Here is a 26809-nt window from a genome sequence, read left to right as displayed (position 1 = left end):
GGCAGCGGTGCCGCCCGCTCCTGCTACCGGCGAGTAGCACATGTGGGATCGTCGTCCGCACCACGCACGAGAGGGCGGCGGCCATGGCGGCCGGCGTCAGGAGAGAGGTCCGATGCGGTTGCAGCTGTCCCCGGAGCTCGAGGCGTTCCGGGAGGAGATGCGCACCTTCTTCACCACGCAGGTGCCCCAGGAGATCCGGGACACCGTGGCCGCGCGGCGCCACCTGGGCAAGGACGACTACGTCCGGGCCCAGCGGGCGCTGAACGCCGCCGGCCTGGCCGTGCCGCACTGGCCGGTCGAGTGGGGCGGCAAGGACTGGACGCCGCTGCAGCGCCACATCTGGCGCGAGGAGATGCAGCTGGCCTGCGTCCCCGAGCCGCTGGCCTTCAACACGTCCATGATCGGCCCGGTGCTGGCCCAGTTCGGCAACCAGGAGCAGAAGGAGCGCTACCTGGCCAAGACCGCCAACCTCGACATCTGGTGGTGCCAGGGCTTCTCCGAGCCCGACGCCGGCTCCGACCTCGCGTCGCTGCGCACCACCGCCGTCCGCGACGGCGACGACTGGATCGTCAACGGTCAGAAGACCTGGACGACGCTCGGTCAGTACGCGGACTGGATCTTCTGCCTGTGCCGCACCGACCCGACCGCGGAGAAGAAGCAGCGCGGCATCTCCCTGCTGCTCTTCCCGATGGACACCCCCGGCGTGACGCTGCGGCCCATCGAGCTGCTCGACGGTGGCTTCGAGGTCAACGAGGTCTTCTTCGAAGACGTCCGGGTGCCCGCGGAGAACCTGGTCGGCGAGGAGAACCAGGGCTGGACGATCGCCAAGTTCCTGCTCGGCAACGAGCGGGTCGGCATCGCCCGGGTCGGCACGACCAAGTACTACCTGTCGCTGGCCAAGGACCTCGCCCGGCAGACCACCGCCGGCGGGCGGCCGCTGCTGGACGACCCGCGGATGGCCGGTCGGATCGCCGAGATCGAGAACGAGCTGCTGGCCCTGGAGCTGACCGCGCTGCGGGTGGTCGCCAACTCCGCCGACGGCAGGCCGCACCCGGCGTCCTCGGTGCTCAAGCTGCGCGGGTCGGAGCTGCAGCAGGCGGCCACCGAGTTGCTGGTCGACATCGCGGGCCCGCTCTCGCTGGCCTCGTTCGCCGACGGCGGCTCCGAGGTGCCCGACTGGGCCCGGGTGGCCACGCCGGAGTACCTGAACTACCGCAAGGTCTCCATCTACGGAGGCTCCAACGAGGTGCAGCGCACCATCATCGCCGGCACGATCCTGGGGCTCTGATCTGACGTGGACTTTCAGTTCGACAGCGAGCAGAACGACCTGCGCGAGGCCGTCCGCGGCCTCCTGGAGCGCGCCTACGGCGACGCGGAGGAGCGCCGCCGGGTGACCCGGGCCGACCCGGGCTTCGACGAGAAGACCTGGGCGCGGCTCGCCGAGATGGGCGTGCTCGGCCTGCCCTTCGCCGAGGCCGACGGCGGGATGGGCGCCGGCCCGATCGAGGTGGCGATCGTCGCCGAGCAGATCGGCCGGGTGCTGGCCCCCGAGCCGTTCGTCGAGGCCGTGGTGCTGGCCGGCGGCCTGGTCGCCGCCGTCGGCACCGCCGAGCAGCGGGCCGAGCTGCTGGGTCCGCTGAGCGAGGGCAGCAGCGTCCTCGCGTTCGCGCACGCGGAGCCGGCCACCCGGTGGAGCGCCGCCGCCGTGGGCGTCACCGCCACCCGGGACGGCGACGCGTGGACCCTGACCGGCGTGAAGGAGCCGGTGCTGGCCGGCGCCCGCGCCGACGTCCTGGTCGTCAGCGCCGTCACCGGCGGGGGCACGGCGCTGTTCGTCGTCGACGGCGACGCGACGGGCCTGACCCGCACCGGCTACCGCACGCACGACGGCGGGCGCGCGGCCAACGTGACGTTCGCGGCCACGCCGGCCCGGCTGCTCGGGGACGGCGGTTCCCCCACCCACCCCGCCGACCGCACCCCCGACATCGAGCGGGCCTTCGCCCTCGCGCGGATCGCCTACGCGAACGAGGCGGTCGGGGCCATGGACACCGCGCTGCGCACCACGTCGGAGTACCTCACGACGCGCAAGCAGTTCGGGGTCACGCTCAACAAGTTCCAGGCGCTCACCTTCCGCGCCGCGGACATGTACGTCTCCCTCGAGCTGGCCCGCAGCGTCGCGCTGTGGGCGAGCATGGTCGCCGACGCCGGCGGGGACGTCGTCTCCGCCGCCGACCGCGCCCGGCTGCAGACCAGCCGCGCCGGCCGGCACATCGGCCAGGAGGCCATCCAGCTGCACGGCGGCATCGGCGTGACCGCGGAGTACAAGGTCGGGCACTACACCAGCCGGCTCACCGCGATCGACCACGTGCTCGGCGACGGCGACTTCGCCCTCGACCGGCTCGCGGCCACGGTGGGCGACCACCCGACGGTCGACCCGCTCGGCGCGCCCTACGCCCCGGGTGCCGGCGTCGACGCCTGAGCCCCGCGGGGATCAGGGTCCCTGATCATGGAGCGTCCTCCCTCACCGCAGAACGTGAGGGAGGACGCTGCATGATCAGGTGGGCTGATCGTGGCCGAGGAGCGAGCCCTGATCGGGCCCGGTCCTAGTTGTCGAGCATCGCCCGGCGCAGCTCCTCGGCGCCCTGGGCCACCTGCTCGAGGACCGGGCCGACGGCGTCCTCGCGCAGCTGGCCGTCGGTGAGCTGCGCGACGTCGACGGCCTCGTACCCGGGCTCGGTCAGCCGCGCCGCCACTTCGAACGCCACCCGCAGCAGCGCGCCGTCGGACGAGGACCGGTCGTCGACCACGGTCAGCGGCCCCACCATGCTGTGCGGAAAGCCCCACTGCTCGAGCGCGACGCCGGTCAGCCGCATCCCGGAGATGCCGTACCGGCGCACCTCGGCGGCCCGCCGGCCGGGGAAGCTCGACTCCTGCGCCAGCAGCTCGCGGTAGCCGTCGGGGTCGTTGTGGTGCAGCAGCGCCACGCCCACCTGGGCCAGCAGGCCGAGGCAGAGCGTGTCCTGCGGCCGCTCCCCGAACCGGGTCGCGAGCAGGGACGCGGCGAGCGCGACGCTGGTCGTGCTGGCCCAGAAGTTCTCCGGCAGCCGCGACTCGTCGTCGAGATCGGTCAGGGCCACCGTGGCCATGGTCCGCACGGTCGTGAAGCCGACGACGGTCACCGCGAACTGCAGCGTCGTCACGCGCCCGCGCATGCCGAAGTAGGCGCTGTTGGCCAGCTTCATGACCCGGCTGGCCAGGGCGACGTCGGCGGCCAGGATGTCGGCCAGCACCCGGGCGCTGGTGTCGTCGGAGTTGGCGACCGACACGATCTGCGCGGCCACCGGCTTCTGGGCGGCCATGGTGTCGATGCCGGCCAGCACCCGGTCCAGGTCGAAGGAGGGGGCGGCGGCGAGGAGGGCCACGGGGCGGGGCTGGGCGGTCACGTCGGCTCCGGGGGCAGTGCGGGTCGGGCGGGCGGGCCGGGGCACGGCGGTCCGGATCACGGCAGGGGCGCCCGCGGCCCGGGGACGGCGGAGCCCGGCGGGGAGGCGCGCTGGGCGTACCAGGCCGCGGCGCCGGCACCGCTCATGGGCACCGCCAGACCGAACCCCTGCAGGTAGGTGGCCCCCAGCCGGGTCAGCTCGGCGGCCAGCTCCGGCGTCTCCACGCCCTCGGCGACGGTGCTCAGCCCGAGGCTGCCGGCCAGCGCGATGACGGCGGTGGTGATCTCGGTGTGTCCCTCGGCGATCTCGGCGACGAAGGAGCGGTCGACCTTCAGGCAGTCCACCGGCAGGTGCCGCAGGTAGGCCAGCGACGAGTAGCCGGTGCCGAAGTCGTCGATCGCCAGCTGCACGCCCAGGTCGCGCAGCTGCTGGAGCACCGTCCGGGCCGAGTCGGGGTCCTTCATGAGCGCCGACTCGGTGATCTCGATCGACAGCCGGCCGGGAGCCAGCCCGTGCCCGGAGAGCGCGGCGACGACCAGCGGGAGCAGGTTGGCGTCCAGCTGCAGCGCCGAGACGTTGACGTTGGCGCGGCGCGGCGCGTCGGCGCCCAGCAGGCGGTCCCACTCGGCCAGCTGCCGGCACGTCTCGTCCAGCACCAGCGAGCCGAGCGCCCCGATGAGGCCGCTCTCCTCCGCCAGCGGCACGAACGTGGTGGGGCTGATCGGGCCGCGCTCGGCGTGCTGCCAGCGGGCCAGCGACTCGACCGCGGTCGAGATCCCGTCCGCGGTGGCGAAGATCGGCTGGTACTGCAGCGCGATGTCGCGCCGCTCGATGGCGTCGCGCAGGTCCGCGACCAGCCGCAGCTTGTCCCGGGCCTGGGCGCGGGCGTGGTGGTCGAGCACGGTGATCCGGCCCTTGCCGCCGTCCTTGGCCTGGTACATCGCGATGTCGCAGTCGCGGATCAGGTCGTCGGCGCAGGCGTGCTCGTCCGCCTGGACCGTGACGCCGACGCTGGCGTGCGGGCGCACGTCGACGCCGCCGAGGCGCACCGGCTCGGCCAGCGCGGCGCCGATGCGCTCGGCGAGGGTCACCGCGTCGTCCTCGTCGACGTCCTCGCAGACGACGACGAACTCGTCGCCGCCGAAGCGGGCGACCAGGTCGCCCGGCCGCACCACCGCGCGCAGCCGGTCGGCGACCTCGACCAGGAGCTCGTCCCCGGCGGCGTGCCCGAGCGAGTCGTTGACGACCTTGAAGTTGTCCAGGTCCAGGAACAGGCAGGCCAGGCCGGCCTGCCCGCGGACGAACCGCGCGGCCACGTGCTCGGCCAGCAGGGTGCGGTTGGGCAGGCCGGTCAGCGGGTCGTGGTTGGCCTGGTGGGCCAGCCGGGTCTCGAACGCGAGCCGCTCGGTGATGTCCTCGATGCTGGCGACGAAGCCGGCGCCGACGCCGGGGGTGAACAGGTGCGCGAAGCGGATGACGGTGCGCCGTTCCCCGCCGTCGCGCTGGAGGAGGCGGGCCTGCGCCTCGCCGTCGCCGCCCCCGAGGACGACCGCGACCTGCTCGATGACGCCGTCGAGGTCGTCGGGGTGGATGCACGCCATCCAGCCAGTGCCCAGCAGCTGCTCGGACTGCAGGCCGACCAGGCTGCAGAACGCGTCGTTGACGTGCGCCAGCCGCATGCCCTGCTCCGAGAGCAGCGTGGGCACCGGGGAGCGCTCGGTCAGGGTGGCGAACCGCCGCTCGTGCACGTCGGCGGTCGCGCGCAGCGCGCGCTCCTGCTCGTTGTCCGCCGACACGATCCGCAGGTTCCACATCCGGCCGGTCGGGGTCGGGGTGCAGAGGACGACGCACTCGGTGAACACCCCGCTGGCCGTGCGGAACGGCAGGTTCATCCGGGCGGTCCGCTCGCGGCGCAGCAGGAGCTTGAGCTCGCCGCCGCGCAGCGAGGGCAGCAGGTGGGCGACCGGGAGGTCCCGCAGGTCCTCCAGCGCGTAGCCGAGGAGGTGCATCGCGCCCTCGTTGCCCCAGGTGATCCGGGGTTCGCCGCCCACCGTCTCGGCGACCAGCAGGGCGAGGCTGGTGCTCACCGCTGCGCCGTAGAAGACCGAGGAGACGATCTCCGGGGCCACCCTGGGATCGGCGATCGCCGTCGGGATGGCTGTCACGGTCATGCCTCCGTCCTGCACACGCTGTTCGTTGCGGACGATTTCGTCCGCACTGTCGTCTACGGTCGTCCGGTACCTCCGCTGCACCCGCCGTGCCACCGATCCACCCCGACGGGGGACCTCCCGGCCCCCGGAGTGCTGCTCCTCACAGGAGCCGCAGCTCTCGGTGACCGCCCGGGCTGATAGGAATCGGGCACGGACCCGCCGTCCCGCGCGGCCTCCCCGTCCCCAGGCCCCCCCGCAGTGCTGCCGGACCGACCTGTACTGGAGTGCGCGTGCTCATCGGAGTTCCCCGCGAGACCGCCCCGGGCGAGACCCGCGTGGCCGCCACGCCCACCACCGTGCGCCAGCTCATCGGCCTGGGCCACGAGGTCGTGGTCGAGTCCGGCGCGGGCGGGGCGGCGTCCTTCCCCGACGAGGAGTACGCCGAGGCCGGCGCCCGGATCGCGGCAGCCGCGGACACGTGGGGCGCCGACCTGGTGCTGCACGTGACCCCGCCGTCGGCGGTCGAGATCGGCCTGCTGCGCGACGGCGGGATGCTGGTGGGCCTGCTGGCGCCGGCCTTCGACCCCGACCTGATCCAGGCACTGGCCGGACGGCCGATCACCGCCCTGTCCATGGACGCCGTCCCGCGGATCTCGCGCGCCCAGTCGCTGGACGTGCTGTCGTCGATGGCCAACATCGCCGGCTACCGGGCGGTCATCGAGGCCGCGCACGCGTTCGGTCGCTTCTTCACCGGCCAGGTGACCGCGGCGGGCAAGGTGCCCCCGGCGAAGGTGCTCGTCGCCGGTGCGGGCGTGGCCGGGCTCGCGGCGATCGGGGCGGCCAGCAGCCTCGGCGCCATCGTGCGCGCCACCGACGTCCGCCCCGAGGTCGCCGACCAGATCGCCTCCCTCGGCGGGGAGTACGTGGGCGTGCCGGCCGACGAGCCGCAGCCGGGGGGCGGCACGGGGTACGCGTCGGTCACCAGCGAGGACTACAACGCCCGCGCGGCGGTGATGTACGCCGAGCAGGCCCGCGACGTCGACATCGTCATCACCACCGCGCTGATCCCCGGACGTGCGGCCCCGCGGCTGCTCAGCGCCGAGATGGTGGCCTCGATGAAGCCGGGCTCGGTCGTCGTCGACATGGCCGCGGCCCAGGGCGGCAACGTCGAGGGCTCGGTCGCCGACCAGGTGGTGACGACGGCCAACGGCGTCACGATCATCGGCTACACCGACCTGCCCGGGCGGCTGCCGGCCCAGGCCTCGCAGCTGTACGGCACCAACCTGGTCAACCTCGTCAAGCTGCTCACGCCGGGCAAGGACGGCCGGCTCGTGCTCGACCTCGACGACGTCGTTCTCCGCGCGATGACCGTCGTCCGAGAGGGCGAGGTGCTCTGGCCGCCGCCGTCGGTGGCCGTCTCGGCGGCGCCGGCGACCGCTGCTCCCCCGCCACCGGCGCCCCTGGTGCGGCACGAGAAGCCGGCGATGTCGGCGGGCCGGCGGTCGGCGCTGGTCGGCCTGGCCGCGGCCCTGCTGTTCCTGGCGACGGCGTTCGCCCCGAACCAGCTGGTCGGCAACCTGACCGTCTTCGCCCTCGCGGTGGTCGTCGGCTTCTACGTGATCGGGCACGTGCACCACGCGCTGCACACCCCGCTGATGAGCGTGACCAACGCGATCTCCGGGATCATCGTCGTCGGCGCCCTGCTGCAACTGGGCCACATCAGCGGGGCCGTGACCGTGCTCGCCTTCATCGCGGTGCTGCTGGCCAGCATCAACGTCTTCGGCGGCTTCGCCGTCACCCGCCGCATGCTCGGCATGTTCACCCGCGGCCCGGCCCGCACCGCCGTGTCCGCTCCGACCGCGGGAGCGCACCGATGAGCCTCGAGTCCGCCGCCGCGGCCGCCTACCTCGTCTCCGGCCTGCTGTTCGTCCTGAGCCTCGCCGGGCTGTCCCGGCACGAGACGGCGAAGGCCGGCAACACCTACGGGATGGCCGGCATGGCCCTGGCGCTCGTCGCCACGGTCGCCCTGGCCGCCGACGACCTCGAGGCCGCGGCGATCGTCGCCATCGGGATCGCGATGGCCGTCGGCGCCGCCGTCGGTATCTGGCGGGCCCGGCAGGTCGAGATGACCGGGATGCCCGAGCTGATCGCCCTGCTGCACAGCTTCGTCGGCCTCGCCGCGGTGCTGGTCGGCTGGAACGGCTACCTGTCGGTCGAGGGCGCCCCGGCCGGCGAGGCCGAGGAGCTGGCCCTCGCCGTGGAGATCCACTCGGCCGAGGTGTCGATCGGCGTCTTCATCGGCGCGGTCACCTTCACCGGCTCGATCGTCGCCTTCCTCAAGCTGTCGGCGCGCATCCGGAGCAACCCCCTGGTGCTGCCGGGCAAGAACTGGCTCAACCTCGGCGCGCTCGCGGCGTTCGTCGTCCTGACCGTCGTCTTCGTGGTCGAGCCGAACCTGCCGGTGCTCGCCGTCCTCACCGCTCTGGCGCTGGCGCTGGGCTGGCACCTGGTCGCCTCAATCGGCGGCGGCGACATGCCGGTCGTCGTCTCGATGCTCAACAGCTACTCGGGCTGGGCCGCGGCCGCCGCGGGCTTCCTGCTGGACAACGACCTGCTGATCATCACCGGCGCCCTGGTCGGTTCCTCGGGTGCCTACCTCAGCTACATCATGTGCAAGGCGATGAACCGCTCGTTCATCTCCGTGATCGCCGGCGGCTTCGGCAACGAGGGGGCCGCGGCGTCCGGCGGCGACGAGGACGGCGAGCACACCGAGATCACCGCCGCCGACGTCGCCGAGCTGCTGATGGACGCCGAGTCGGTCGTCATCACCCCGGGCTACGGCATGGCCGTGGCGCACGCGCAGGGCCCGGTCGCCGACCTCACCCGGCAGCTGACCGAGCGCGGGGTCGACGTCCGCTTCGGCATCCACCCCGTCGCGGGGCGGCTGCCCGGGCACATGAACGTGCTGCTCGCCGAGGCCAAGGTGCCCTACGACATCGTGCTGGAGATGGACGAGGTCAACGACGACCTGGCCAGGACCTCCGTCGTCCTCGTCATCGGCGCCAACGACACGGTGAACCCCTCGGCGGCCGAGGACCCGTCCAGCCCCATCGCCGGCATGCCGGTGCTGCGGGTGTGGGAGGCCGAGACGGTGATCGTGTTCAAGCGGTCGATGAACACCGGGTACGCGGGGGTGCAGAACCCGCTGTTCTTCCGCGAGAACACCCGCATGCTCTTCGGCGACGCCCGCGAGCGCGTCGAGGACATCCTCAAGGCGCTCTGACCCCCGGGTCGGCGGGCCCGCCTTGCGCCGGCCCGCCGACGCGCCGACCGTGGCGGCGTGGATCCCTTCCGTCTGCCGCGCATCCCCGGGCTGTCCGACCTCGTCTCGCTGCTGCAGACGCAGACGGAGGCGCTGGCCTCGCTGCCGCGCACGCTCACCGACCTCAACGGCGCCGTCCGCGAGCTGATCACCGCCACCCGGACGGCGACGGCGGCCATCACCTCGGCCCAGCGCACCGCCGAGCGGCTGGAGGCGCTGGTCGAGGAGCTGGAGGAGCCGGTGCGCGCCCTGCGGCCCGGGCTGGTCCGGGTCGGCCGCGTGCTCGACGACCCCGTGGTCGACACGCTGCCGGAGACGCTGCGCCGGCTGTCCGACGACCTGCTGCCGATCGTGTCCGGCCTGCGCGCCGCCCAGAGCCGGGTCGAGTCGGTCACCGGGCTGCTGCGGCTCCGGAGGAACGAGGAGCGCGACTGAGGACGAACGCGAACGGCTCCTCGAGCCCGCGCAGGTCCATCAGCCCCAGCAGCGTCGCCGCGTCGACCCGGCGGAAGGCGTCGATGATCGGCAGCGCGTCGTAGACGATCGCCGCCGTCGCCACCCCGCGGTGCGCCACGGTCCGCACCCGCGCCCCGGGCCGGCGGGCGCGCAGCAGCGGAAGGACGGCGGCGACGCCCAGCCGGGCCGGCAGCGTCCGCGCGAGGCCCGGGGCGTGGAGGAGCACCGCGAGCGGCACCGGCCAGGGCGTGACGGGCCGCGGGACGCCGTCCCGGCCGGGGAACAGCAGCGGGTGCACGGTCTCGGGATCGAGCACCTCCTTGCCCCACCAGCCGTGCAGCGTCAGCAGCCCGTCCAGCCGGCTGCCGGTGGGGAGCTCGGCGCCCCGCCAGCGGCCGACCAGCTCCTCGGGGGCGACGGGCTCGAGCGAGTCGAACAGGGCGAGCACCCCCACCGCCGAGCTCACCGGACGGTCTCCGGCACCCGGGTCGCGCCGTCGGTGCGGGCCGCGGCCACCTGCGGGCGGGTGAGGAACAGGACGCCGCGCAGGTCCGCGCCGCGCAGGTCCGCCCCCCGGAGGTCGGCGCCGAGCAGGTCGGCTCCGCGCAGGTCGGCCTCCCGGAGATCGGCCCCGATCAGCAGCGCGCCACGCAGGCAGGCGGCCCGCAGGTCGGCGCGGCGCAGCCGCGCCCCCGCCAGATCGGCACCGGCGTGGTCCCGGCGGGGGCCGGGCAGCTCGCTGCGCACCCGCTCACCGACGTCGCGCAGCAGCGCACCGGCCTCCCGGCGCAGCCGCCCGACGTCGAGGACGGCGAGCTCGGCGGGCGGGGCGTCCCGCAGGCCGCGCACGCGGTCGCGGAGCGCGGTCAGCCCGGCGCCCAGCGGCGCGGCGGCGGGCCGGGTCAGCGCCTCGGCGAGGTACCAGAGCAGCTCCGACAGCCCGCGCATCGCGTCGAGGACGGCGAGCGCCTCCGGCTCGCCGCGCGGGTCCCGGCCGCCGTAGGTCACCTGCACGACCTGCTGGCCGGCGCCGAAGCAGTCGAAGGCGACGCATCCGCGGAAGCCCCGCTCGGGCAGCTGCGCGTGGATGCCGCACCGGTCGTCGGCGGCGAGGTTCGGGCAGGGCCGCCCGGCCGGCTTGTCCAGGGCGAAGTCGGCGGAGGCGGCGAACGGCGGCAGGACGCAGCACAGCGCGGCGCACCTGCTGCAATCGGCGTGCAGGAGGGCCCGGTCGTCGTCCGCCGGGATCGCGGGTGGCACGGGCCCTCCAGGGGACGTCAGGCGGTGGCGCGCTCCAGGGTGACGAGGATGCCCTCGACCCCGCCCGGGCCCATCCGGCCCTTGACCTCGACCGCGGTGATGGCCTTGAGCTGCCACCCCTCGCGGGCGTGCTCGTTGAGCACCTTCTCCAGCTTGTCACCCGACATCTTGCCGCCGAGGAGGCCCTCGCGGAGCTCCACCACCTTGTACTCGTAGCGCCCTGCCATGTCTCGCTCCTCGCTCTCAGGGGGTGGGTCCTGCGCCGTCGGCGGGCGGACCGGGAGCCGGGCCGCGGACGAACTCGGCGACGGACTCCTCCAGCCGCGCCCAGGTCGAGCTCCACTCGACCAGCGGGTCCAGCAGCCGCTCGAACACGGCCAGCTGCTCGTCGAAGGCCTGCAGCTGGGCGACCATGCCCTGGATCTGCCGGCGCTGGCCCTTCACCGCCTGGTCGATGGCCCGCAGCTGCGCCGCCGACATCGCGCCGGGCGGGGAGGGCAGCCGCGGCAGCCCGAAACCCGACGGGACGGCGCCGGCGGCCAGCCCCCGGGCGCGGTCGGTGAACCCGCGCAGCTGGTTGACGAAGTCCTCGATCGACCGGGGCACGCGCCCTCCGGCCGGTTCCTGCTCGGTCACGCCGCCCCCTCCGGCCCGACCTGCGCGGGCTCCCTCCCCCAGTCTGCCCGCCGCCACGGCCCAGCGACGCCGGAGCGGCTCAGCGGCGCCGGGCGGCCAGCGATCCGACCGCGGCGACGATCCGGCCGTAGCCGCCCGGGGCCACCCGCACGAGGAGGTCGGGCACGATCGCGCTGACGCCGATGAGCAGCCGCGGCGTGCGCCGCTCGACGGCGCGGACGATCAGCGCCGCCGCCTTCTCCGGCGGGAAGCGCAGCAGCCGGGCGAACTCGGCCTTGCCCCGCGCGGCCTCCTCGGGGTCCACGCCTGCGGCCACCCGGGCGCTCTCGGCGATGCGGGTCCGGATGCCGCCGGGGTGCACGCTGGTGACGCCCACGCCGTCCTCGGCGAGCTCGTGCCGCAGCGCCTCGGTGAACCCGCGGACGGCGAACTTGCTCGACGAGTACGCGGCCTGCCCGGCGGGCGCCATCAGCCCGAACAGGCTGGAGACGTTGACGACGTGCGACCCCGGACGGGCCGTCAGCGTCGGCAGGAACGCCTTCGTCAGCCGGACGACGGCGCGGAAGTTGATCTCCATGACCCAGTCGAACTCGTCGAGGGTCACCTGGTCGAAGCGGCCGCCGAGGGCGACGCCCGCGTTGTTGACCAGCAGCGTGGTGTCCGGGTGCGCGGCGACCAGCTCGTCGGCCAGCCGCTGGGTCGCGACCGGGTCGGCCAGGTCGACGACGGCCGTGTCCACCGAGACCCCGGGGTGCGCCGACCGGACCGCGGCGGCCACCGCGCCCAGCCGCTCGGCGTCCCGGTCGACGAGCACGAGGTCGCTGCCGCGGGCGGCCAGCAGCGGCGCGAGGGCGGCGCCGATCCCGCTGGCCGCGCCGGTCACGACCGCCGTCCCCCCGGCGAAGCGGTAGGCCTCCATCAGGCGGCCGCCGGCAGCCGGGCCGGCTGCCGCCTCGAGAAGCGGATGCCCTCGTCCTCGACCGGTCCGCGGCGGAACAGCCGCAGGTCCAGGATGTAGTTCTGGTGGAGCTTCCACGGCGCCCGGCCGCCCTGCTTGGGCAGCCGGTCCAGGCTGCGCTGCACGTAGCCGGAGCTGAGGCCGAGGAACGGCTCGCGCTCGGGGCCGGCCGGGGCCAGCGGGGTCGCGATGTCTGTGCCGGTTCGCTCCAGGTGCTCCAGCAGGCGGCACACGTGGCGGGCGACCAGGTCGGCCTTCAGCGTCCAGGAGGCGTTGGTGTAGCCGATGGTGAGCGTGAAGTTGGGAACCCCGGAGACCATCATCCCCTTGTAGGAGACCGTCTCCGACAGCTCGACCGGCCTCCCGTCCACGGTGAGGGCCATGCCGCCGATCGGCAGCAGGTTGAGGCCGGTCGCGGTGACGATCACGTCCGCGGCCAGGTGCTCCCCCGACGCGAGCCGGATCCCGGTCTCGTCGAACCGCGCGATGCGGTCGGTGACGATCGAGGCCGAGCCGGACCGCAGGGCGCGGAACAGGTCGCCGTCCGGGACGACGCACAGCCGCTGGTCCCACGGGTCGTAGGGCGGGCTGAAGTGGGTGTCGAGGTCGAAGCCCGCCGGCAGCTGCCGCTCCTGGGCCTTGCGCAGGACCTTCTTCATCAGCGCCGGGCGGCGGCGCGACAGCTGGTAGGACGCCATGGAGACCAGCACGCTCTTCCAGCGGACCACCGGGTAGACCACCCGCTCGGGCAGGCGCCGGCGCAGCTTCTCGGCCAGCGCGTCCCGCCCGGGCAGCGCGACGACGTAGGTGGGCGTCCGCTGCAGCATCGTGACGTGCGCGGCCTGCGGGGCGAGGCTCGGGACCAGGGTGACGGCGGTGGCGCCGCTGCCGATCACGACCACGCGCTTGCCGGTGACGTCGAGGTCCTCGGGCCAGTGCTGCGGGTGCACGACCTGCCCGCGGAAGCTCTCGGCGCCCTCGAAGCGCGGGGTGAAGCCCTCGTCGTAGCGGTAGTAGCCGGAGCACACCGACAGCCACGAGCAGGTCAGCTCCTCCTGCTCGCCGGTGTCGGTGCGCTCGACGGTGACCGTCCAGCGGGCGTCGGCCGAGGACCACTGCGCCGACAGCACGCGGGAGCGGTAGCGGATCCGGCGGTCGACGCCGTACTCGCGGGCCGTCTCCTCGATGTAGTCGCGGATCGAGGTGCCGTCGGCGATGGCCTGCGGATCGGTCCACGGCCGGAACGCGTAGCCCAGGGTGAACATGTCCGAGTCCGAGCGGACGCCGGGGTAGCGGAACAAGTCCCAGGTGCCGCCCATCGCCGCGCGCGCCTCGAGGACGGCGTAGGTCGTGCCCGGCCGCTCCCGCTCCAGGTGGCAGGCCGCGCCGATGCCGGACAGCCCGGCCCCGACGATGAGGACGTCGACGTGCTCTGCAGTCATCGGGCTCCCGCTCTCCGTGGTGGCCGTTCCCATGCTGCACCGCGCGGACGGTGCTGTCGACACCGTGTCGAGCAGCTCAACGATGCGTCGACGGATCGGTTGCGCGGGTCAGCGGTCGATCCGGTCCGAGCCGTAGATGGTCCGCAGCCAGATGGCCAGGAGCACCTCGACCAGGTCCTCCTCGGCCAGGCCGGGCCCCGCGCCGGAGACGGAGACCTGGATGACGCGCTCGTTCATCCAGTTGAGGGCCACGGCGAGGTCGCGGGCCGGCGGCCCGGCCGGGGCGGCGCCCCGGGCGCGCTCGGCGTCGATCGCGGCGGCGGTCTCGGCCACGAAGTCCTCCATCACCGCCGACCACAGCGACCGCACCTCGGGGCTGGCGGCGAGCAGCTGGGTGGCCGCGGCGGTCAGCGCCCGGTGCTCGCGGAACGTGTCGCGCACGGTGACCAGCGCGGCCCGCCACGCGTCCCGCGCCCCGGTGGCCCCGGCGAGCGCGGCCGTGCGGGCGGCGCGGGCCTCGGCGACCACCCGGTCGAGCAGGGCGAGGACGACCGCCTCCTTGGAGGCGAAGTAGAAGTAGAAGGTCGAGCGGGAGATCCCGGCGCCCCGCGCCAGGTCGTCGACCGAGATGCCGTCCAGCGGCCGCTGCTCGAGCAGCGCCTCGGCGGTGGCCAGCAGCGCCCGCTCCCGGTCGTCGCCCGAGGGACGGCGGGGACGCCGACCGCGCCCGGGAACATCGGTCAGGGCCTCGCTCACGAGGCGGACGCTACCCGGCGTCGAGCATCTCGACATGGCGTCGAGCCGCGGGCAGTCGGCTCAGGGCAGGCGCCAGACCGTCGTCCGGCGCACACCCGGCCCCTCGGTCTCGTCGTCGAGCATCTCGACATGGCGTCGAGCCGCGGGCAGTCGGCTCAGGGCAGGCGCCAGACCGTCGTCCGGCGCACACCCGGCCCCTCGGTCTCGGCGATCTCGTGGACCGCGGCCTCGACCAGCCGCTCGTGCGGCAGGTAGGGCCGGCCGGGATCCCCGATGTAGACCGCGCAGCCGGCATCGCGCGCCCGGTCGAGGAAGGGCAGCACCCGCTCGGTCATGACGCGGTCGTAGCAGACGTCGCCGGCCAGGACGACGTCCACCGGGGGCAGGGGATGGCCGAGGACGTCGCCCAGCACGCTCACGCCGCCGACGCCGTTGAGGCCGGCGTTCACCGCGACCGCCGTCCGGCTGAACGGGTCGACGTCGCTGGCGAGCACCCGCGCGGCGCCGGCCCGTGCGGCGGCGATCGCCACCAGGCCGCTGCCGGCACCGAGGTCGAGGACCGACCGCCCCGCGACGACCTCCGGGGAGTCGAGCACGAAGCGGGCCAGGGCCTGCCCGCCCGGCCACGCCGCCGCCCAGAACGGCGGGGCGTCACCGGCTCCGCCCGCGGAGCCCTCCATCGCCTCCCACAGGGCGACGACGTCGTCGGCCACGTGCAGCCGGACCTCCGGCACCGAGGACGGCCGGCGCACGGCGGTGTGCGCACGGACGAATCCGGCGGGCACCACCGCGGTCATCACGCCGTCAGCCAATCAGTCGGCACCGCCGGCTGGAACGGCCCCGCTGCAGGGACCCGCGCCGCGCGGAGCGTGGCGTGGGGGGCAGCGGGGCCGTTCCTCAGTACCAGCCGGTGGACTGCGAGTGCGCCCACGCGCCGCAGGGGCTGCCGTAGCGGTTCTCGATGTAGATCAGGCCGGCGTCGATCTGGCGGTAGCCGTCGCTGGTCTTGGCGATCCCGGTGCTGGCCCAGGTGGAGTTCAGGAACTGCGGAATGCCGTACGCAGTGCTCGTCGGGTTCTGCGCGTTGGGATTCCAGCCGCTCTCCCGGCCCCAGAGCCGCTCGAGGCAGGAGAACTCGGAGGCGCTGCCCACCTTGGCGAGCGCGTAGTCCTTGAACGACCCCTGCGAGGCCGGGGCGGAGTTCGAGGATGACGACGTCGGCGCGGGGGCGGAGGCGGGGGCGGGGGCGCTGGGCCGCTGTGCGGCGGCCTGGGCCTGGGCGGCGGCCTGCGCCTCCGCGGCGGCCTGCGCCTCCGCGGCGGCCTGCGCCTCCGCGGCGGCGCGCGCGGCGGCCTCGGCGGCGGCGGCCTCGGCGGCCAGCCGGTCCCACTCGGCCTGGTCGGCGGCCTGCTGCACCGCTGCGGCGCCGTAGGCCTCGATGCCGCGCTCGGACCGGGTGGCGGCGAGGTCGCCGAGCCCGGAGAGGTCCGGCGAGCCGGCCGCGGCGGGGGCCACGCCGTCGACGCCGAGCGCCTCGGCGACGCTCACGGACTCGGGAACGGGGGCTGCGTCGGCCGAGGCCGGCGTCTCGCCGGTGGCCAGCACGCTGACCATGATGCCGCCGGCGGCGGCAGCGGCGAGGAGGACTCCGGGACGGCGCGCGCCCAGCAGGGAGCTGGCGCGACGGAACCGGGCGGTGCGGTGCGAGGACATGCGGGGAGGACTCCGAGTGAGAGTGCGCACGCGGCAGCGACCCCTTCGTCGAGGGGGCGCAGGCGGTGCTGGTGTGTCTTCGGGGGGATCCGGGGGCGCGACGGCGCGCCGTCCCGGGGCGGGGCGGGTGCGAGGGCGGCGCGGCTAGACGAGCGAAGCGCGCGGCCGACGGCACCTGCGGGCCGCGGGAGCCCGGAGGCGAGGCATGCGGAGAATCTCCGTTTCTTCCGTTGCCGCCTACCGAGTTAGCTGACGGGTTCGGGAGGGAAGGCGCCCTACCCGGCTCCGAGCGGGGCTCGGAGAGCGGGATTCACCCCAGTACTGCGGTGGGTCCCCGGCTCGCTCCCGCACAGGGCGGTCGCGACTCGGCGGCGTCCGGCCGAACTCCCCGGCTGGGGAGGAGACGACCGACCGGACTCAGCCACGGTAGGTGCCGTTACCGAGCCGTGACAATGCCGGAACGGCAATCCCCTGCGTGACGATCGTCGCCCCACGCGTCCCCGGCGCCCCCCGGGCCGGGCCCGCGGGCACGCAGAGTCACCGGCGCGGCGCCGCTCAGGAGGCGACGGGCCGCCGGTCGTCGGAGAGCACGAGGAGCTCCGGCGGCAGGCTCGCGGCCACCGAGGAGAGCGCCTCCTCGAGTTGCCCGGTGAGGCGGCGCAGCGACTGCCGGGCCTCGTCCCGCTGGCGACGCAGGTCGTCGACCTCCACCTGGACACCGGCCAGCCGGGACGCAGCGGCCGCCTCGGCCGACTCGCGGTCCCGGTGGGCCCGGGCGTCCTCGTCCGAGCGCCGCTCCCGTGCCGCGGCCAGGAGGGCGGCCGCGTCCGCCCGCGCGGCGGCGAGGACCGCCTCGGCCTCGGAGCGCAGCCCGCGCGCCTCGATGCGCGCGGTGTCACGCTCAGCGACGGCCGCCGCGCGGATGTTCTCGACCTTCTCCAGGCGGGCCTGGGCCTCGGTCCGGGCCTCCGCGCCGATGCGCTCGGCCTCCTCCAGCGCCTGTGCGACGGCGGCGGCAGTCAGCGCCTCGGCCTCCGCCCGCGCGCGTGCCAGGACCTCCTCGGCCTCCCCGCGCCCCTGCGCGGTCTCCCGGTCGCGGGCGAACTGGGCGAGGCGGAGCCGGGCGCTCTGCAGGTCGGCGGAGCAGCCGGCGTACCGGCTCAGCAGGTGGTCGACCTCGCGGCGCGCCAGGGCGATCTCGGACTCCGCCCAGGCCACGTAGTTGTCCACCTGGAGCCGGTCGTAGCCGCGCAGCGCGCCGGGGAACGCCGGGCCGGTGCCCAGCAGGCCGTCGAGGCCGCCCGGGCCGGATCCGGCACGACCGGCGTCGTCCACTCGGTGCTTCCGCTGCGACATCCGGCGCCCCCTGGTTGCCCGTGGCCCCCGGTCGGCGGGTGGCCGCCGGCCCCGTGGGCGAACACTCGCAGACACGGACGGCGCGGCGACGGCGGCGCAGGCGGTGGCCGCGGCGACACCGGCGTAGTCCAGCGGGGCGTGCCCGGCCGGCCACGCTCCGCGGTCGCCAGGTCACGGGCGGATCACGCCGACACCCCCGGAGAGCGCAGCGGGAGCCGGCCCCGGAGGGCAGGCTCCCGCGCGTCGTTCCACCGGCCGTCAGCCGGCGCCGGCTGGGCTCAGAGGGCCCCGCCCGTCATGGGCCGGATCATCGACTCCTGGGTGCAGGTGGCCACGAGCCGGCCGTCCTCGGTGAAGACCTCGCCGACGCCGAAGGCGCGACCGCCGCCGGTGAAGGTGCTGCGCAGCGAGTACAGCAGCCACTCCCCCGCGGCGAAGTCGTCGTGGAAGAACAGCGCGTGGCTGAGCACCCCGGTCGACAGGTTGCGGTGCGCCCGGGAGAGCCCGACGCCCTCGTGCGGCCGCATCGCCGTGCCGATGAACGAGTTGGTGCTCGCCCACGTCAGCAGCGCCTGGGCCACGTCGCGCTCCGTACGGTCGGTGGCCCAGCGCGACCAGTACTGCAACTCCGGCGGGCCGACGAGGGCGGGGTCGAACACGTCGACGGCGCCCACGGTCCGCTGCTCGTGACCCTCCAGGTGGCTGTCCTGCGCCGCGGAGGCGTCCGGGCCCCCCGTGGCCGGCGGCTCACTGTCGTGCCGGATCACGTCGGCCTCGTCAGCACCGAGGAGTACTAGGGAGCGGGCCAGCCGCCGCTCGCCCTGGGTGACCGTCACGGTGATCGACGCCAGGGAGCGACCCTCGTGGAACTTATCGACCTCCAGCGTCACCGGCTGGTCGGCGCGCCCGGTGCGGGCGAAGTTCGAGTGGATCGACGTCACGCGCTTGCCCTGGGCCTCCGCGGTGGCGGCCACGATCGCCTGGGCGATCATCTGCGCGCCCGGGACGACCGGCCCCTCGGTGGCCAGGCAGGAGGCGGTGTACCGGCCCTCCCCCTCGCGCTCCAGCCGGAGCACCGCCAGGAGACCGTCGAGCGTCGGCCGTGCGGGCGCCTCGCCGGCGCTCACGCCTTCGTCCCGTTGGCGGCGGCCTTCTCGGCCTGGATGGTGCCCTGGATGCCGTCCTCGGCGCGGGCGCCGGGGTAGCCGTCCTCGTGGATGGTCGACCAGTGCGCGTGGTTGAGCTCGTGCAGCGTGAAGCACGCCTTGAGCGCGTTCTGGAAGCCCATGTTGTCCACCGACTGGTTGACCGACTCCTTGATCAGCAGCGAGGTGACGGTCGGCAGCGAGGCGATGCGGCGGGCCAGGGCGAGGGTGCCGCCGGCGAGCTCCTCGCGCGGGTAGACCTTGCTGACCATGCCCAGCGCGTGGGCCTCGACGGCGCCGATGGAGTCGCCGGTGAGCAGCAGCTCCTTGGTCTTGCGCGGGCCGAACTCCCACGGGTGGGCGAAGTACTCCACCCCGCACATGCCCAGCCGCTGCCCGACGACGTCGGAGAACTGGGTGTCCTCGGCGGCGACGATCAGGTCGCAGGCCCACATCAGCATGAGGCCGGCCGACATGACGTTGCCGTGCACCTCGGCGATGGTGATCTTGCGGATGTCGCGCCAGCGGCGGGTGTTCTGGAAGTAGTAGTGCCATTCCTGCAGGAACAGCTTCTCCGGGCCCAGCCGGGTGCCGCCGTCGATCTTCACCGTGGGGTGCTGGTCGGGCCCGGGGCTCCACTCGGCGATGGACTGCTTGGAGCCGGTGTCGTGGCCGGCGGAGAACATCGTGCCCTCGGCGCCGAGGATGATCACGCGCACGGTGTCGTCCATCTCGGCGGCGCGGAACGCCTCGTCGAGCTCGACGAGCATGCCGCGGTTCTGCGCGTTGCGCTGCTTGGGCCGGTTCAGGTTGATCCGGACGATCGCGCCGTCGTCGTAGGACTCGGTGGCGATGAACTGGTAGTCCGTCATGCGGTGTTGCCGCCTCTCCGCCCGGCGCCCTCGCCGGGGTGGGTCCGATCGGATGGGAGTGCAGACGTGCAGGGGGTGCGAACACGGCTGAGGCGCCGGCCGGACGGTCGAACTCGTCCGGCCGGCGCCTCAGCAGCGGGTCACGGCCCCGCGAGCGGGGCCCGTTCTCAGGCGGCGATCGCCTTGCTGTCGGCCGCGAAGCCGAACAGCTTGTTCAGGTTGCCGCCCATGACCTTGGCCTTGTCCACGTCGGACAGACCCTCGAGCTCGTTCATGTACTCGATCGGGTCGTGCAGGCCCTCGGGGTGCGGGTAGTCCGAGCCGAAGACGACGTTGTCGACGCCCATGGCCTCGATCACGCCGAGCACGTCCTCCTCGAAGAAGGGGTGCAGCATGATCGAGCGACGGAGGGCCACGACCGGGTCCTCGTCGAAGGCGCCCGGGTTACGGCTGTAGACCTTCTCCATCGTCCCGATGAGGGGCTTGATCCACGAGCTGCCGTTCTCCACCGGCATGAACCGGATGTCGGGGAACCGGGTCGCCAGGCCGTGGCCGATGATCGAGGTCACCGTGTCCTTGATGCCGCGGTACTCGGCGTTCACCAGGTGCCAGAAGGCCGACTTCTTCACAAACGGCATGTGCTCGCCGCCGCTGCCCTCCCACTCGTTGAGGTAGCGGGTCTGGCCGTCGTCGGAGGAGTGCATCCCCACGACGACGCCGGACTCCTGCACGCGCTTCCAGAACGGGTCGTACTCCGGCAGCGCGAACGAGCGGCGGCGGCCGTTGTAGCCGGGCACCGGAGCCGGCCGGATCAGGATCGCCTTGGCACCGCGCTCGAGGACGTAGTCGAGCTCGGCGAGCGCCTTGTCCAGGATCGGCAGCGTGATGACCGGGGTCGCGAAGATCCGGTTCTCGAAGTTGTAGGTCCAGTGCTCGTGCATCCACTCGTTGAGCGCGTGGACCATGACGTGCGTGGCCTCGGGGTCGTCGGCCATGCGCTCCTCGAGCAGCGAGGCCAGCGTCGGCCACATGACCGCACGGTCGAGGCCGAGCTCGTCGAGGACGACCAGCCGGTCCGCCGGGTTGAAGAAGGCCGGAGGCGACTCGATGACCTTGGGCGGCATGCCCTCGATCGACTTGCGCTCCTCGTTGGTCACCTCGCCGAAGCTGGTCTTGTTGCTCAGCGGCTTGTGCTTCGACGAGGGGTTCTTCGCGCGGAACTCGAGCTCGAGGGCGCCGGGAGGGGCGACCTTGCTGAAGGTCGGGTTCGGGATGTACTCGCTGATCACATTGCGCAGCGCGATCTTGGTGCGCCCGTTGACCTGGACGTACTTGACGAGGCCCTCGTACTCCTTCGGGAGGTACTTGGTGAAGGCGTCGGTGGTCTCGTACATGTGGTTGTCGGCGTCGAACACCGGGAAGTCGAGTCGTCGGGACACGAAGGGCCCTCTCTCTGTCAATCGCGGACGCGCCCCGGCCGTACGGCCAGCGGGGCAGCGCGGGGAACTGCGGCCATCCTCGACGCTATCAGTGGGCTGAGTCACTTTCAAGATCTTGAACGGCGTTCACCGCTCCGCAGGGGCGTGTTCCCCGACACAGTCGGGAGCGCTGCGGAGCCGGCCGGCCGGGCCGCGACGGCGGCCCGGCCGGCCATGCGTCAGGCGGCGGCGGGCAGGGCCCCGCTCTCGGCCGGGAAGCCGAGCAGCTTGTTCAGGTTGCCGCCCATGATCTTGGCCTGGTCCGCGACCGGCAGGCTGGCGATCTCGTCGACGAAGCTCGTCGGGTCGTGCAGCCCCTCCGGGTGCGGGTAGTCCGAGCCGAAGACCACGTTGTCGGCGCCGATGGCCTCGACCAGGCCCAGCACGTCCTCCTCGAAGAACGGGTGGATCATGATCGACCGCTTGAGGGCCACCAGCGGGTCCTCGTCGAAGGCGCCGGGGTTGCGGCTGTAGACCTTCTCCATCGTGGTCATCAGCGGCTTGAGCCAGGAGCTGCCGTTCTCCACCGGCATGAACCGGATGTCGGGGAACCGGGTCGCCAGGCCGTGCCCGATGATCGAGGTCACCGTGTCCTTGATCCCCCGGTACTGCGCCCCGAGGACCTTCGAGAAGCCCGACGGCTTCTGGCCGAACGGCAGGAACTCACCGACGTGGCCCTCCCACTCGTTGAGGTAGCGCTGCTGGCCGTCGTCGGAGGAGTGCATGCCGACGAGCACGCCGGACTCCTGCACGCGCTTCCAGAACGGGTCGTACTCCGGCAGCGCGAACGAGCGGCGGCGGCCGTTGTAGCCGGGCACGGGAGCCGGCCGGATCAGGATGGTCTTGGCGCCGCGCTCGACGACGTAGTCGAGCTCCGCGATCGCCTTGTCCACCAGCGGCAGGGTGATCACCGGGGTGGGGAAGATCCGGTTCTCGTAGTTGTAGGTCCAGTGCTCGATCATCCACTCGTTGAGCGCGTGGACCATCACGTGCGTGGCCTCCGGGTCGTCGGCCAGCCGCTCCTCCAGCAGGGAGGCCAGCGTCGGCCACATGATCGCCCGGTCGATCTTCAGCTCGTCCAGCAGCTGCAGCCGCGGGCCGGGCTCGAAGAACGCCGGCGGCGACTCGATGTACTTGGGCGGCATCCCGGCGAGCTTCTCGTCACCGGCCTGCCGCTCCGTGAACTGCGTGGCGCCCCCGACCGGCACGTGCTTGGACGAGGGGTTCTTGGCGCGGAACTCCAGCTCCTGAGCACCGGGCGGGGCGACCTTGTTGAAGGTCGGGTTCGGGATGTACTCGCTGATCGTGTTCTTCAGGGCGATCTTGGTCCGGCCGTTGATCTGCACGTACTTGACCAGGCCCGCGTACTCCGCCGGGAGGTACTTCGTGAAGGCATCGGTGGTCTCGTACATGTGGTTGTCGGCGTCGAACACCGGGAAGTCGAGTCGTCTCGACACGCTGATCTCCTCTTCCTCTGCCTCGTGAGCGCGGCGGGCCGGGGGTGGACACGGATCGGCCGGTCGGGCACGCCTCCGCACCGGCGACCCGAGCCTATCGCGTGGGCTGAGTCACCTTCAATGAGCTGAACCCCCTTCATTCCGAGCCGTTTGCTGGCACACTCGGCCCGTGACAGCAGCACAGCAGCCCCGGCCCGGCGGCGAGGCCGGACCGCGATCCGGCGCGCGCCCTCCTGCGCGGGGGCTCCCGGCCGAGGCAGCCGCGGCGGCGCGCGAGCGTCGCCGGCTGGAGCGGGTCGAGAGCGGCCGGCGCGAGATCCTGGCCGTGGCCGAGGACCTGTTCCTGCGCCAGGGGTTCGACCGGACGAGCCTGGAGCAGATCGCGACCGGCTCGGGCTACTCGGTCGGCAGCATCTACAACTTCTTCGCGGGCAAGGACGCCGTCTACTCGGCGGTCCTCGAGCGGCACGCGACCTCGCTGGGCGACCTCCTGCGCACCGCCGCCGAGTCGGCCGGCACCGGCATCGACAAGGTGGTCGAGATGGCCCGGGCCGCGGTGCTCGACCTGCGCGGCGCGCCCGGCCGCGCCCGCCTGACCGCCACCTCGATGACGACGAACGACCGCGAGCCGGAGGAGAACCGGGGCGCGTTCGGGGCCGTGCTCGCCCGCTACGCCGAGGCGCTCGGCGAGGGTCAGCGCGACGGGACGGTGCGCGGCGGCAACCCGCGCCACCTGGCGCAGTTCGTCGGCGGCCTGGTCCTCGCCCAGGCCCAGGTGGACCCGGAGATCACCGGCGCCCCCGACGGCATCGACCTCGGCGACTTCCTGGACATCGTCCGTGGCGCCCTGGCCCGCCCCGGCTCCGAGGCGCGCCCCGCCTCCTGAGCACTCCCCCGCCGGGAATCCCTCCGACCGGTGCACGGTTGAGAAGGTCAGTAGTTGAACTCTCAACCTAAGAGGCGGGTCCAGTGCAGTTCGGCATCTTCACGGTCAGCGACATCACTCCCGATCCCACGACCGGCCGCACGCCGAGCGAGGCGGAGCGGATCCAGGCGGTGGTGGCCATCGCCAAGAAGGCCGAGGAGGTCGGCCTCGACGTCTTCGCGCTCGGCGAGCACCACAACCCGCCGTTCTTCTCCTCCTCGCCGACGACGACGCTGGCCTACATCGCCGCGCAGACGCAGACCCTGCAGCTGTCGACGGCCACCACGCTGATCACCACCAACGACCCGGTGAAGATCGCCGAGGACTACGCGATGCTGCAGCACCTGGCCGGTGGCCGGGTGGACCTGATGATGGGCCGCGGCAACACCGGCCCGGTCTACCCGTGGTTCGGCAAGGACATCCGCGACGGCCTCCCGTTGGCGGTGGAGAACTACGCGCTGCTGCGCCGGCTCTGGGACACCGAGGTCGTCGACTGGACCGGGAAGTACCGGACGCCGCTGCAGGGCTTCACGTCCACCCCGCGGCCGCTGGAGGGCGTCGCGCCCTTCGTCTGGCACGGCTCGATCCGCAGCCCCCAGATCGCCGAGCAGGCCGCGTTCTACGGCGACGGCTTCTTCGCCAACCACATCTTCTGGCCGCCCGAGCACACCGCGAAGATGGTCGAGTTCTACCGGGGCCGCTACGCCCACCACGGCCACGGCAGCGCCGACCAGGCGATCGTCGGCCTGGGCGGGCAGGTGTTCATGCGCCGGAACAGCCAGGACGCCGTCAACGAGTTCCGCCCCTACTTCGACGAGGCGCCCGTCTACGGCCACGGCCCGTCGCTGGAGGAGTTCAGCTCCGAGACCCCGCTGACCGTCGGCAGCCCGCAGCAGGTCATCGAGCGCACCCTCGGCTTCCGCGACTACGTCGGCGACTACCAGCGGCAGCTGTTCCTGGTCGACCACGCCGGGCTGCCGCTGAAGACCGTGCTCGAGCAGCTCGACCTGCTCGGCGAGGAGGTCGTGCCGGTGCTGCGCAAGGAGTTCGCCGCGCTCAAGCCCGCGCACGTCCCCGACGCCCCCACGCACGCCGCCCGCGTCGCGGCCCGCCGCGCCGCCCAGGCCCGGACCGAGACCCCCGAGGGGGCGAGCACCCGATGACCACGCGCACGCTCGCCGTCGTCAGCGCCGGGCTGAGCACGCCGTCGTCCACCCGGCTGCTCGCCGACCGGCTGACCGCGGCGACCGTCGAGGCCCTGCGGGCGCGCGGGGACGACGCCACCGTCGAGGTGGTCGAGCTGCGCGGCCACGCCCGGGAGCTGGCCGACCACCTGGTGACCGGCTTTCCGGCCGGGGGCCTGCGGAGCGCGCTCGACACCGTGGCCGGCGCCGACGCCCTGATCGCCGTGACCCCGGTGTTCGCCGCCTCCTACAGCGGGTTGTTCAAGACCTTCTTCGACGTCCTGGACGCCGACGCGCTGGCCGGTACGCCGGTGCTGCTCGGCGCGACCGCCGGCAGCGCGCGGCACTCCCTGGTGCTGGAGCACGCGATGCGGCCGCTGTTCGCCCACCTGCGGGCGGTGGCGGTGCCCACGGCCGTGTTCGCCGCGTCCGAGGACTGGGCCGGCGGCGACGGCGGCACCCTCACCCCGCGCATCGAGCGCGCGGCCGGCGAGCTGGCCGACCTGGTCTCCGGGCGGCGGTCGGCCGGCGACGGCGGGGCCCCGCGCCGGTCGGACCCGTTCGCCGACGTCGTCCCGTTCGACCAGCTCCTCCGGGGGCAGTGACCGGGCAACTCCGCGCTTCTGCACGGTGCAGGAGCGCGGAGTTGCCCGTCCGGCGTCAGGCGGCGGCGTCGGGGGACGGCTCGGCGGAGCCGCCGTGCGTGGCCTCGCCGCGCATGATCCGGGCGATCTCCGCCCGGTCGGCGGCCGACGGCAGCCCCCACCCGGGCTCGTACCCGTAGACCTCGCCGAGCGGGGTGGACGACGTCCGGCCCTCCAGGATCTCCACCGCGTCGGAGGCGATCAGGCCGGGGTGCTCGACCCCGCACGCCTCGGCCACCTTCACCAGGTCCCGGCGCAGCGTGGCCACGTAGTTGGCCAGCCGCACGGACTTCAGCTGCGGGTCCAGGCCGCGGGCCAGCCACGCGTTCTGGGTGGCCACGCCGGTCGGGCAGGAGTCGGTGTGGCACCTCTGCGCCTGGATGCAGCCGATGGCCAGCATCGCCTCGCGCGCGACGTTGACCATGTCGCACCCCAGGGCGAAGGCGACGATCGCGTTGTCGGGCAGCCCGAGCTTGCCGCCGCCGATGAACGTCACCTGCTCGGCCAGCCCGCGCCGGGCGAAGGCGGCGTACACCCGCGCGAAGCCGAGCTGGAACGGCAGCGACACCGAGTCGGCGAACACCATCGGCGCGGCGCCGGTGCCGCCCTCGCCGCCGTCGACGGTCACGAAGTCCACGCCCCGGCCGGTGGTGGCCATCAGCTCGGTCAGCTCGTCCCAGAACCCCATGTCGCCGACCGCGGCCTTGATGCCCACCGGCAGCCCGGTCGCGGCCGCCAGCAGCTCCACCCAGTCCAGCAGCCCGTCGGTGTCGGCGAACTCCGCGTGCCGCGACGGGCTGACGCAGGTCTCCCCCACCGGCACCCCGCGGGCCGCGGCGATCTCCGCCGACACCTTCGCCGCCGGGAGCACCCCGCCCAGCCCCGGCTTGGCGCCCTGGCTGAGCTTGATCTCCAGCGCGCGCACCGGGGCGCCCGCGACCAGGTCGCACAGCCTGTCGAGGTCGAAGCGGCCGCGCTCGTCGCGGCAGCCGAAGTAGGCGGTGCCGATCTGGAAGACCAGCTCCCCGCCGTGGCGGTGGTGCACCGACAGCCCGCCCTCGCCGGTGTTCTGCAGGCAGCCGGCGAGCGCGGCGCCCCGGTTCAGCGCCTCGATCGCCGACCCCGACAGCGAGCCGAAGCTCATCGCCGACACGTTGACCACCGACGCCGGCCGGAACGCGTGCGCCCTCCCCCGCGGCCCGCCGAGCACCTTGGCCGAGGGCAGCGCGACGTCGGTGGCCGAGGCCGGGTGCGACGGCGGCACGGTCGAGCCGAACGTCCGGTGCTTGATGATCGGGTAGCCGGAGGCGTGCTCCATGTCGTTGTCCGTGCCGAACCCGAAGTAGTTGTTCTCCCGCTTCGCCGAGGCGTAGACCCAGCGGCGCTGGTCGCGGGTGAACGGCCGCTCCTCCTCGTTGCCGGCGACCAGGTACTGCCGCAGCTCCGGGCCGATCGACTCCAGCAGGTAGCGGGCGTGCCCGATCACCGGGAAGTTGCGCAGCAGGGTGTGCTCCCGCTGGAGCAGGTCCCGGGCGGCGACGGCGGCGACCGCTCCCATCCCGGCCACGGCGGTGCGGACGATGCCTCTCATGCGCCACACCATGCCTCCGCC

At 73.7% G+C, this 26809-nt stretch carries 25 protein-coding genes and 1 riboswitch; of the genes, 8 read left to right on the top strand and 17 right to left on the bottom strand.

The genetic code is table 11. The features are described from left to right. Positions 1–112: 112 nt before the first annotated feature. On the top strand, positions 113–1288 hold the full coding sequence (locus BMY88_RS01710; protein ID WP_091939466.1) for an acyl-CoA dehydrogenase family protein: 1176 nt from the start codon (positions 113–115) through the stop codon (positions 1286–1288). A gap of 6 nt (positions 1289–1294) precedes the next feature. Beyond that, complete coding sequence (locus BMY88_RS01705; protein WP_091939464.1) at positions 1295–2479, top strand: acyl-CoA dehydrogenase family protein; 1185 nt, start codon at positions 1295–1297, stop codon at positions 2477–2479. Between the two features lie 124 nt (positions 2480–2603). Here BMY88_RS01705 and BMY88_RS01700 read toward each other — a convergent pair whose 3' ends face one another. Beyond that, the gene (locus tag BMY88_RS01700; protein ID WP_244524400.1) at positions 2604–3443 is read right to left on the bottom strand and encodes an HDOD domain-containing protein; all 840 of its coding nucleotides are present in this window, start codon (positions 3441–3443) and stop codon (positions 2604–2606) included. Positions 3444–3499: 56 nt separating this feature from the next. After that, entirely contained in the window at positions 3500–5614 is a 2115-nt protein-coding gene (locus BMY88_RS01695) for a putative bifunctional diguanylate cyclase/phosphodiesterase (protein WP_091939462.1), read from the bottom strand. 269 nt (positions 5615–5883) lie between these two features. On the opposite strand from BMY88_RS01695, the gene BMY88_RS01690 reads away from it, so the two are divergent. The 3 genes from BMY88_RS01690 to BMY88_RS01680 are packed head-to-tail and all read left to right on the top strand — an operon-like array spanning position 5884 to position 9350. Beyond that, positions 5884–7470: a Re/Si-specific NAD(P)(+) transhydrogenase subunit alpha gene (locus tag BMY88_RS01690; RefSeq protein ID WP_091939459.1), complete on the top strand. Its 1587-nt coding sequence runs from the start codon at positions 5884–5886 to the stop codon at positions 7468–7470. Further along, complete coding sequence (pntB, locus tag BMY88_RS01685; RefSeq protein WP_091939457.1) at positions 7467–8876, top strand: Re/Si-specific NAD(P)(+) transhydrogenase subunit beta; 1410 nt, start codon at positions 7467–7469, stop codon at positions 8874–8876. Before BMY88_RS01690 ends, pntB begins: the two co-directional genes overlap by 4 nt. Positions 8877–8933: 57 nt before the next feature. Beyond that, positions 8934–9350: a hypothetical protein gene (locus tag BMY88_RS01680; protein WP_091939455.1), complete on the top strand. Its 417-nt coding sequence runs from the start codon at positions 8934–8936 to the stop codon at positions 9348–9350. Here the strand turns inward: BMY88_RS01680 and BMY88_RS01675 are convergent. The 14 genes from BMY88_RS01675 to BMY88_RS01610 form a co-directional block, all read right to left on the bottom strand. Further along, complete coding sequence (locus BMY88_RS01675; RefSeq protein ID WP_091939453.1) at positions 9307–9837, bottom strand: DUF4334 domain-containing protein; 531 nt, start codon at positions 9835–9837, stop codon at positions 9307–9309. The two genes, BMY88_RS01680 and BMY88_RS01675, sit on opposite strands and share 44 nt — an antisense overlap. After that, the gene (locus tag BMY88_RS01670; protein ID WP_244524399.1) at positions 9834–10631 is read right to left on the bottom strand and encodes a pentapeptide repeat-containing protein; all 798 of its coding nucleotides are present in this window, start codon (positions 10629–10631) and stop codon (positions 9834–9836) included. The genes BMY88_RS01675 and BMY88_RS01670 overlap by 4 nt, the downstream gene beginning before the upstream one ends. Before the next feature lie 17 nt (positions 10632–10648). Continuing rightward, positions 10649–10858: a DUF4177 domain-containing protein gene (locus BMY88_RS01665; RefSeq protein WP_091939451.1), complete on the bottom strand. Its 210-nt coding sequence runs from the start codon at positions 10856–10858 to the stop codon at positions 10649–10651. A gap of 16 nt (positions 10859–10874) precedes the next feature. Further along, positions 10875–11267: a hypothetical protein gene (locus BMY88_RS01660; protein WP_091939449.1), complete on the bottom strand. Its 393-nt coding sequence runs from the start codon at positions 11265–11267 to the stop codon at positions 10875–10877. A 79-nt stretch (positions 11268–11346) separates the two neighbouring features. Beyond that, positions 11347–12186: an SDR family NAD(P)-dependent oxidoreductase gene (locus BMY88_RS01655; protein WP_091939447.1), complete on the bottom strand. Its 840-nt coding sequence runs from the start codon at positions 12184–12186 to the stop codon at positions 11347–11349. Continuing rightward, positions 12186–13667 carry a flavin-containing monooxygenase gene (locus tag BMY88_RS01650; protein WP_091939445.1) on the bottom strand — a complete coding sequence of 494 codons (1482 nt, stop codon included), beginning with the start codon at positions 13665–13667 and terminating at the stop codon, positions 12186–12188. Before BMY88_RS01650 ends, BMY88_RS01655 begins: the two co-directional genes overlap by 1 nt. Positions 13668–13775: 108 nt before the next feature. Beyond that, complete coding sequence (locus BMY88_RS01645; RefSeq protein ID WP_244524398.1) at positions 13776–14423, bottom strand: TetR/AcrR family transcriptional regulator; 648 nt, start codon at positions 14421–14423, stop codon at positions 13776–13778. Between the two features lie 155 nt (positions 14424–14578). Then, positions 14579–15220: a class I SAM-dependent methyltransferase gene (locus BMY88_RS01640; RefSeq protein ID WP_091939440.1), complete on the bottom strand. Its 642-nt coding sequence runs from the start codon at positions 15218–15220 to the stop codon at positions 14579–14581. A 100-nt stretch (positions 15221–15320) separates the two neighbouring features. Next, on the bottom strand, positions 15321–16136 hold the full coding sequence (locus BMY88_RS23650) for an aggregation-promoting factor C-terminal-like domain-containing protein (protein ID WP_244524397.1): 816 nt from the start codon (positions 16134–16136) through the stop codon (positions 15321–15323). Positions 16137–16355: 219 nt separating this feature from the next. After that, positions 16356–16503, bottom strand: a riboswitch (cyclic di-AMP (ydaO/yuaA leader). Between the two features lie 188 nt (positions 16504–16691). After that, on the bottom strand, positions 16692–17471 hold the full coding sequence (locus tag BMY88_RS23645; RefSeq protein ID WP_091939438.1) for a coiled-coil domain-containing protein: 780 nt from the start codon (positions 17469–17471) through the stop codon (positions 16692–16694). A 299-nt stretch (positions 17472–17770) separates the two neighbouring features. Continuing rightward, the gene (locus tag BMY88_RS01625) at positions 17771–18619 is read right to left on the bottom strand and encodes an acyl-CoA thioesterase (RefSeq protein ID WP_091939436.1); all 849 of its coding nucleotides are present in this window, start codon (positions 18617–18619) and stop codon (positions 17771–17773) included. Next, positions 18616–19509 carry an enoyl-CoA hydratase gene (locus BMY88_RS01620; protein ID WP_091939434.1) on the bottom strand — a complete coding sequence of 298 codons (894 nt, stop codon included), beginning with the start codon at positions 19507–19509 and terminating at the stop codon, positions 18616–18618. Before BMY88_RS01620 ends, BMY88_RS01625 begins: the two co-directional genes overlap by 4 nt. A gap of 167 nt (positions 19510–19676) precedes the next feature. Continuing rightward, positions 19677–20948, bottom strand: coding sequence for an amidohydrolase family protein (locus BMY88_RS01615; protein ID WP_211435415.1), 1272 nt, complete (start codon positions 20946–20948; stop codon positions 19677–19679). Positions 20949–21166: 218 nt separating this feature from the next. After that, a complete protein-coding gene (locus tag BMY88_RS01610) occupies positions 21167–22444 on the bottom strand; it encodes an amidohydrolase family protein (protein ID WP_211435414.1) in 1278 nt (425 codons plus the stop codon). A gap of 169 nt (positions 22445–22613) precedes the next feature. Between BMY88_RS01610 and BMY88_RS01605 the strand changes: the two genes are divergently transcribed. The 3 genes from BMY88_RS01605 to BMY88_RS01595 all read left to right on the top strand — a co-directional run bounded on the left by BMY88_RS01605 (position 22614) and on the right by BMY88_RS01595 (position 25158). After that, complete coding sequence (locus BMY88_RS01605) at positions 22614–23330, top strand: TetR/AcrR family transcriptional regulator (RefSeq protein WP_091939432.1); 717 nt, start codon at positions 22614–22616, stop codon at positions 23328–23330. A gap of 83 nt (positions 23331–23413) precedes the next feature. Next, positions 23414–24532 carry an LLM class flavin-dependent oxidoreductase gene (locus BMY88_RS01600; protein ID WP_091939429.1) on the top strand — a complete coding sequence of 373 codons (1119 nt, stop codon included), beginning with the start codon at positions 23414–23416 and terminating at the stop codon, positions 24530–24532. Then, a complete protein-coding gene (locus tag BMY88_RS01595; RefSeq protein WP_091939427.1) occupies positions 24529–25158 on the top strand; it encodes an FMN reductase in 630 nt (209 codons plus the stop codon). The genes BMY88_RS01600 and BMY88_RS01595 overlap by 4 nt, the downstream gene beginning before the upstream one ends. 55 nt (positions 25159–25213) lie before the next feature. Here the strand turns inward: BMY88_RS01595 and BMY88_RS01590 are convergent, their stop codons facing one another. Further along, the gene (locus BMY88_RS01590; protein WP_091939951.1) at positions 25214–26788 is read right to left on the bottom strand and encodes an FMN-binding glutamate synthase family protein; all 1575 of its coding nucleotides are present in this window, start codon (positions 26786–26788) and stop codon (positions 25214–25216) included. Between the last annotated feature and the right edge of the window lie 21 nt (positions 26789–26809).

The organism is Trujillonella endophytica (assembly GCF_900110555.1).
GTDB lineage: Bacteria > Actinomycetota > Actinomycetes > Mycobacteriales > Geodermatophilaceae > Trujillonella > Trujillonella endophytica.
This window is presented reverse-complemented; position numbering and strand designations above follow the sequence as displayed.

Coding starts and splice junctions, on each gene's coding strand:
- pntB (WP_091939457.1), top strand. CDS start 7,467: ATGAGCCTCGAGTCCGCCGCCGCGGCCGCCTACCTCGTCTCCGGCCTG.
- BMY88_RS01650 (WP_091939445.1), bottom strand. CDS start 13,667: ATGACTGCAGAGCACGTCGACGTCCTCATCGTCGGGGCCGGGCTGTCC.
- BMY88_RS01695 (WP_091939462.1), bottom strand. CDS start 5,614: ATGACCGTGACAGCCATCCCGACGGCGATCGCCGATCCCAGGGTGGCC.
- BMY88_RS01595 (WP_091939427.1), top strand. CDS start 24,529: ATGACCACGCGCACGCTCGCCGTCGTCAGCGCCGGGCTGAGCACGCCG.
- BMY88_RS01590 (WP_091939951.1), bottom strand. CDS start 26,788: ATGAGAGGCATCGTCCGCACCGCCGTGGCCGGGATGGGAGCGGTCGCC.
- BMY88_RS01640 (WP_091939440.1), bottom strand. CDS start 15,220: ATGACCGCGGTGGTGCCCGCCGGATTCGTCCGTGCGCACACCGCCGTG.
- BMY88_RS01655 (WP_091939447.1), bottom strand. CDS start 12,186: ATGGAGGCCTACCGCTTCGCCGGGGGGACGGCGGTCGTGACCGGCGCG.
- BMY88_RS01665 (WP_091939451.1), bottom strand. CDS start 10,858: ATGGCAGGGCGCTACGAGTACAAGGTGGTGGAGCTCCGCGAGGGCCTC.
- BMY88_RS01620 (WP_091939434.1), bottom strand. CDS start 19,509: ATGACGGACTACCAGTTCATCGCCACCGAGTCCTACGACGACGGCGCG.
- BMY88_RS23650 (WP_244524397.1), bottom strand. CDS start 16,136: ATGTCCTCGCACCGCACCGCCCGGTTCCGTCGCGCCAGCTCCCTGCTG.
- BMY88_RS01710 (WP_091939466.1), top strand. CDS start 113: ATGCGGTTGCAGCTGTCCCCGGAGCTCGAGGCGTTCCGGGAGGAGATG.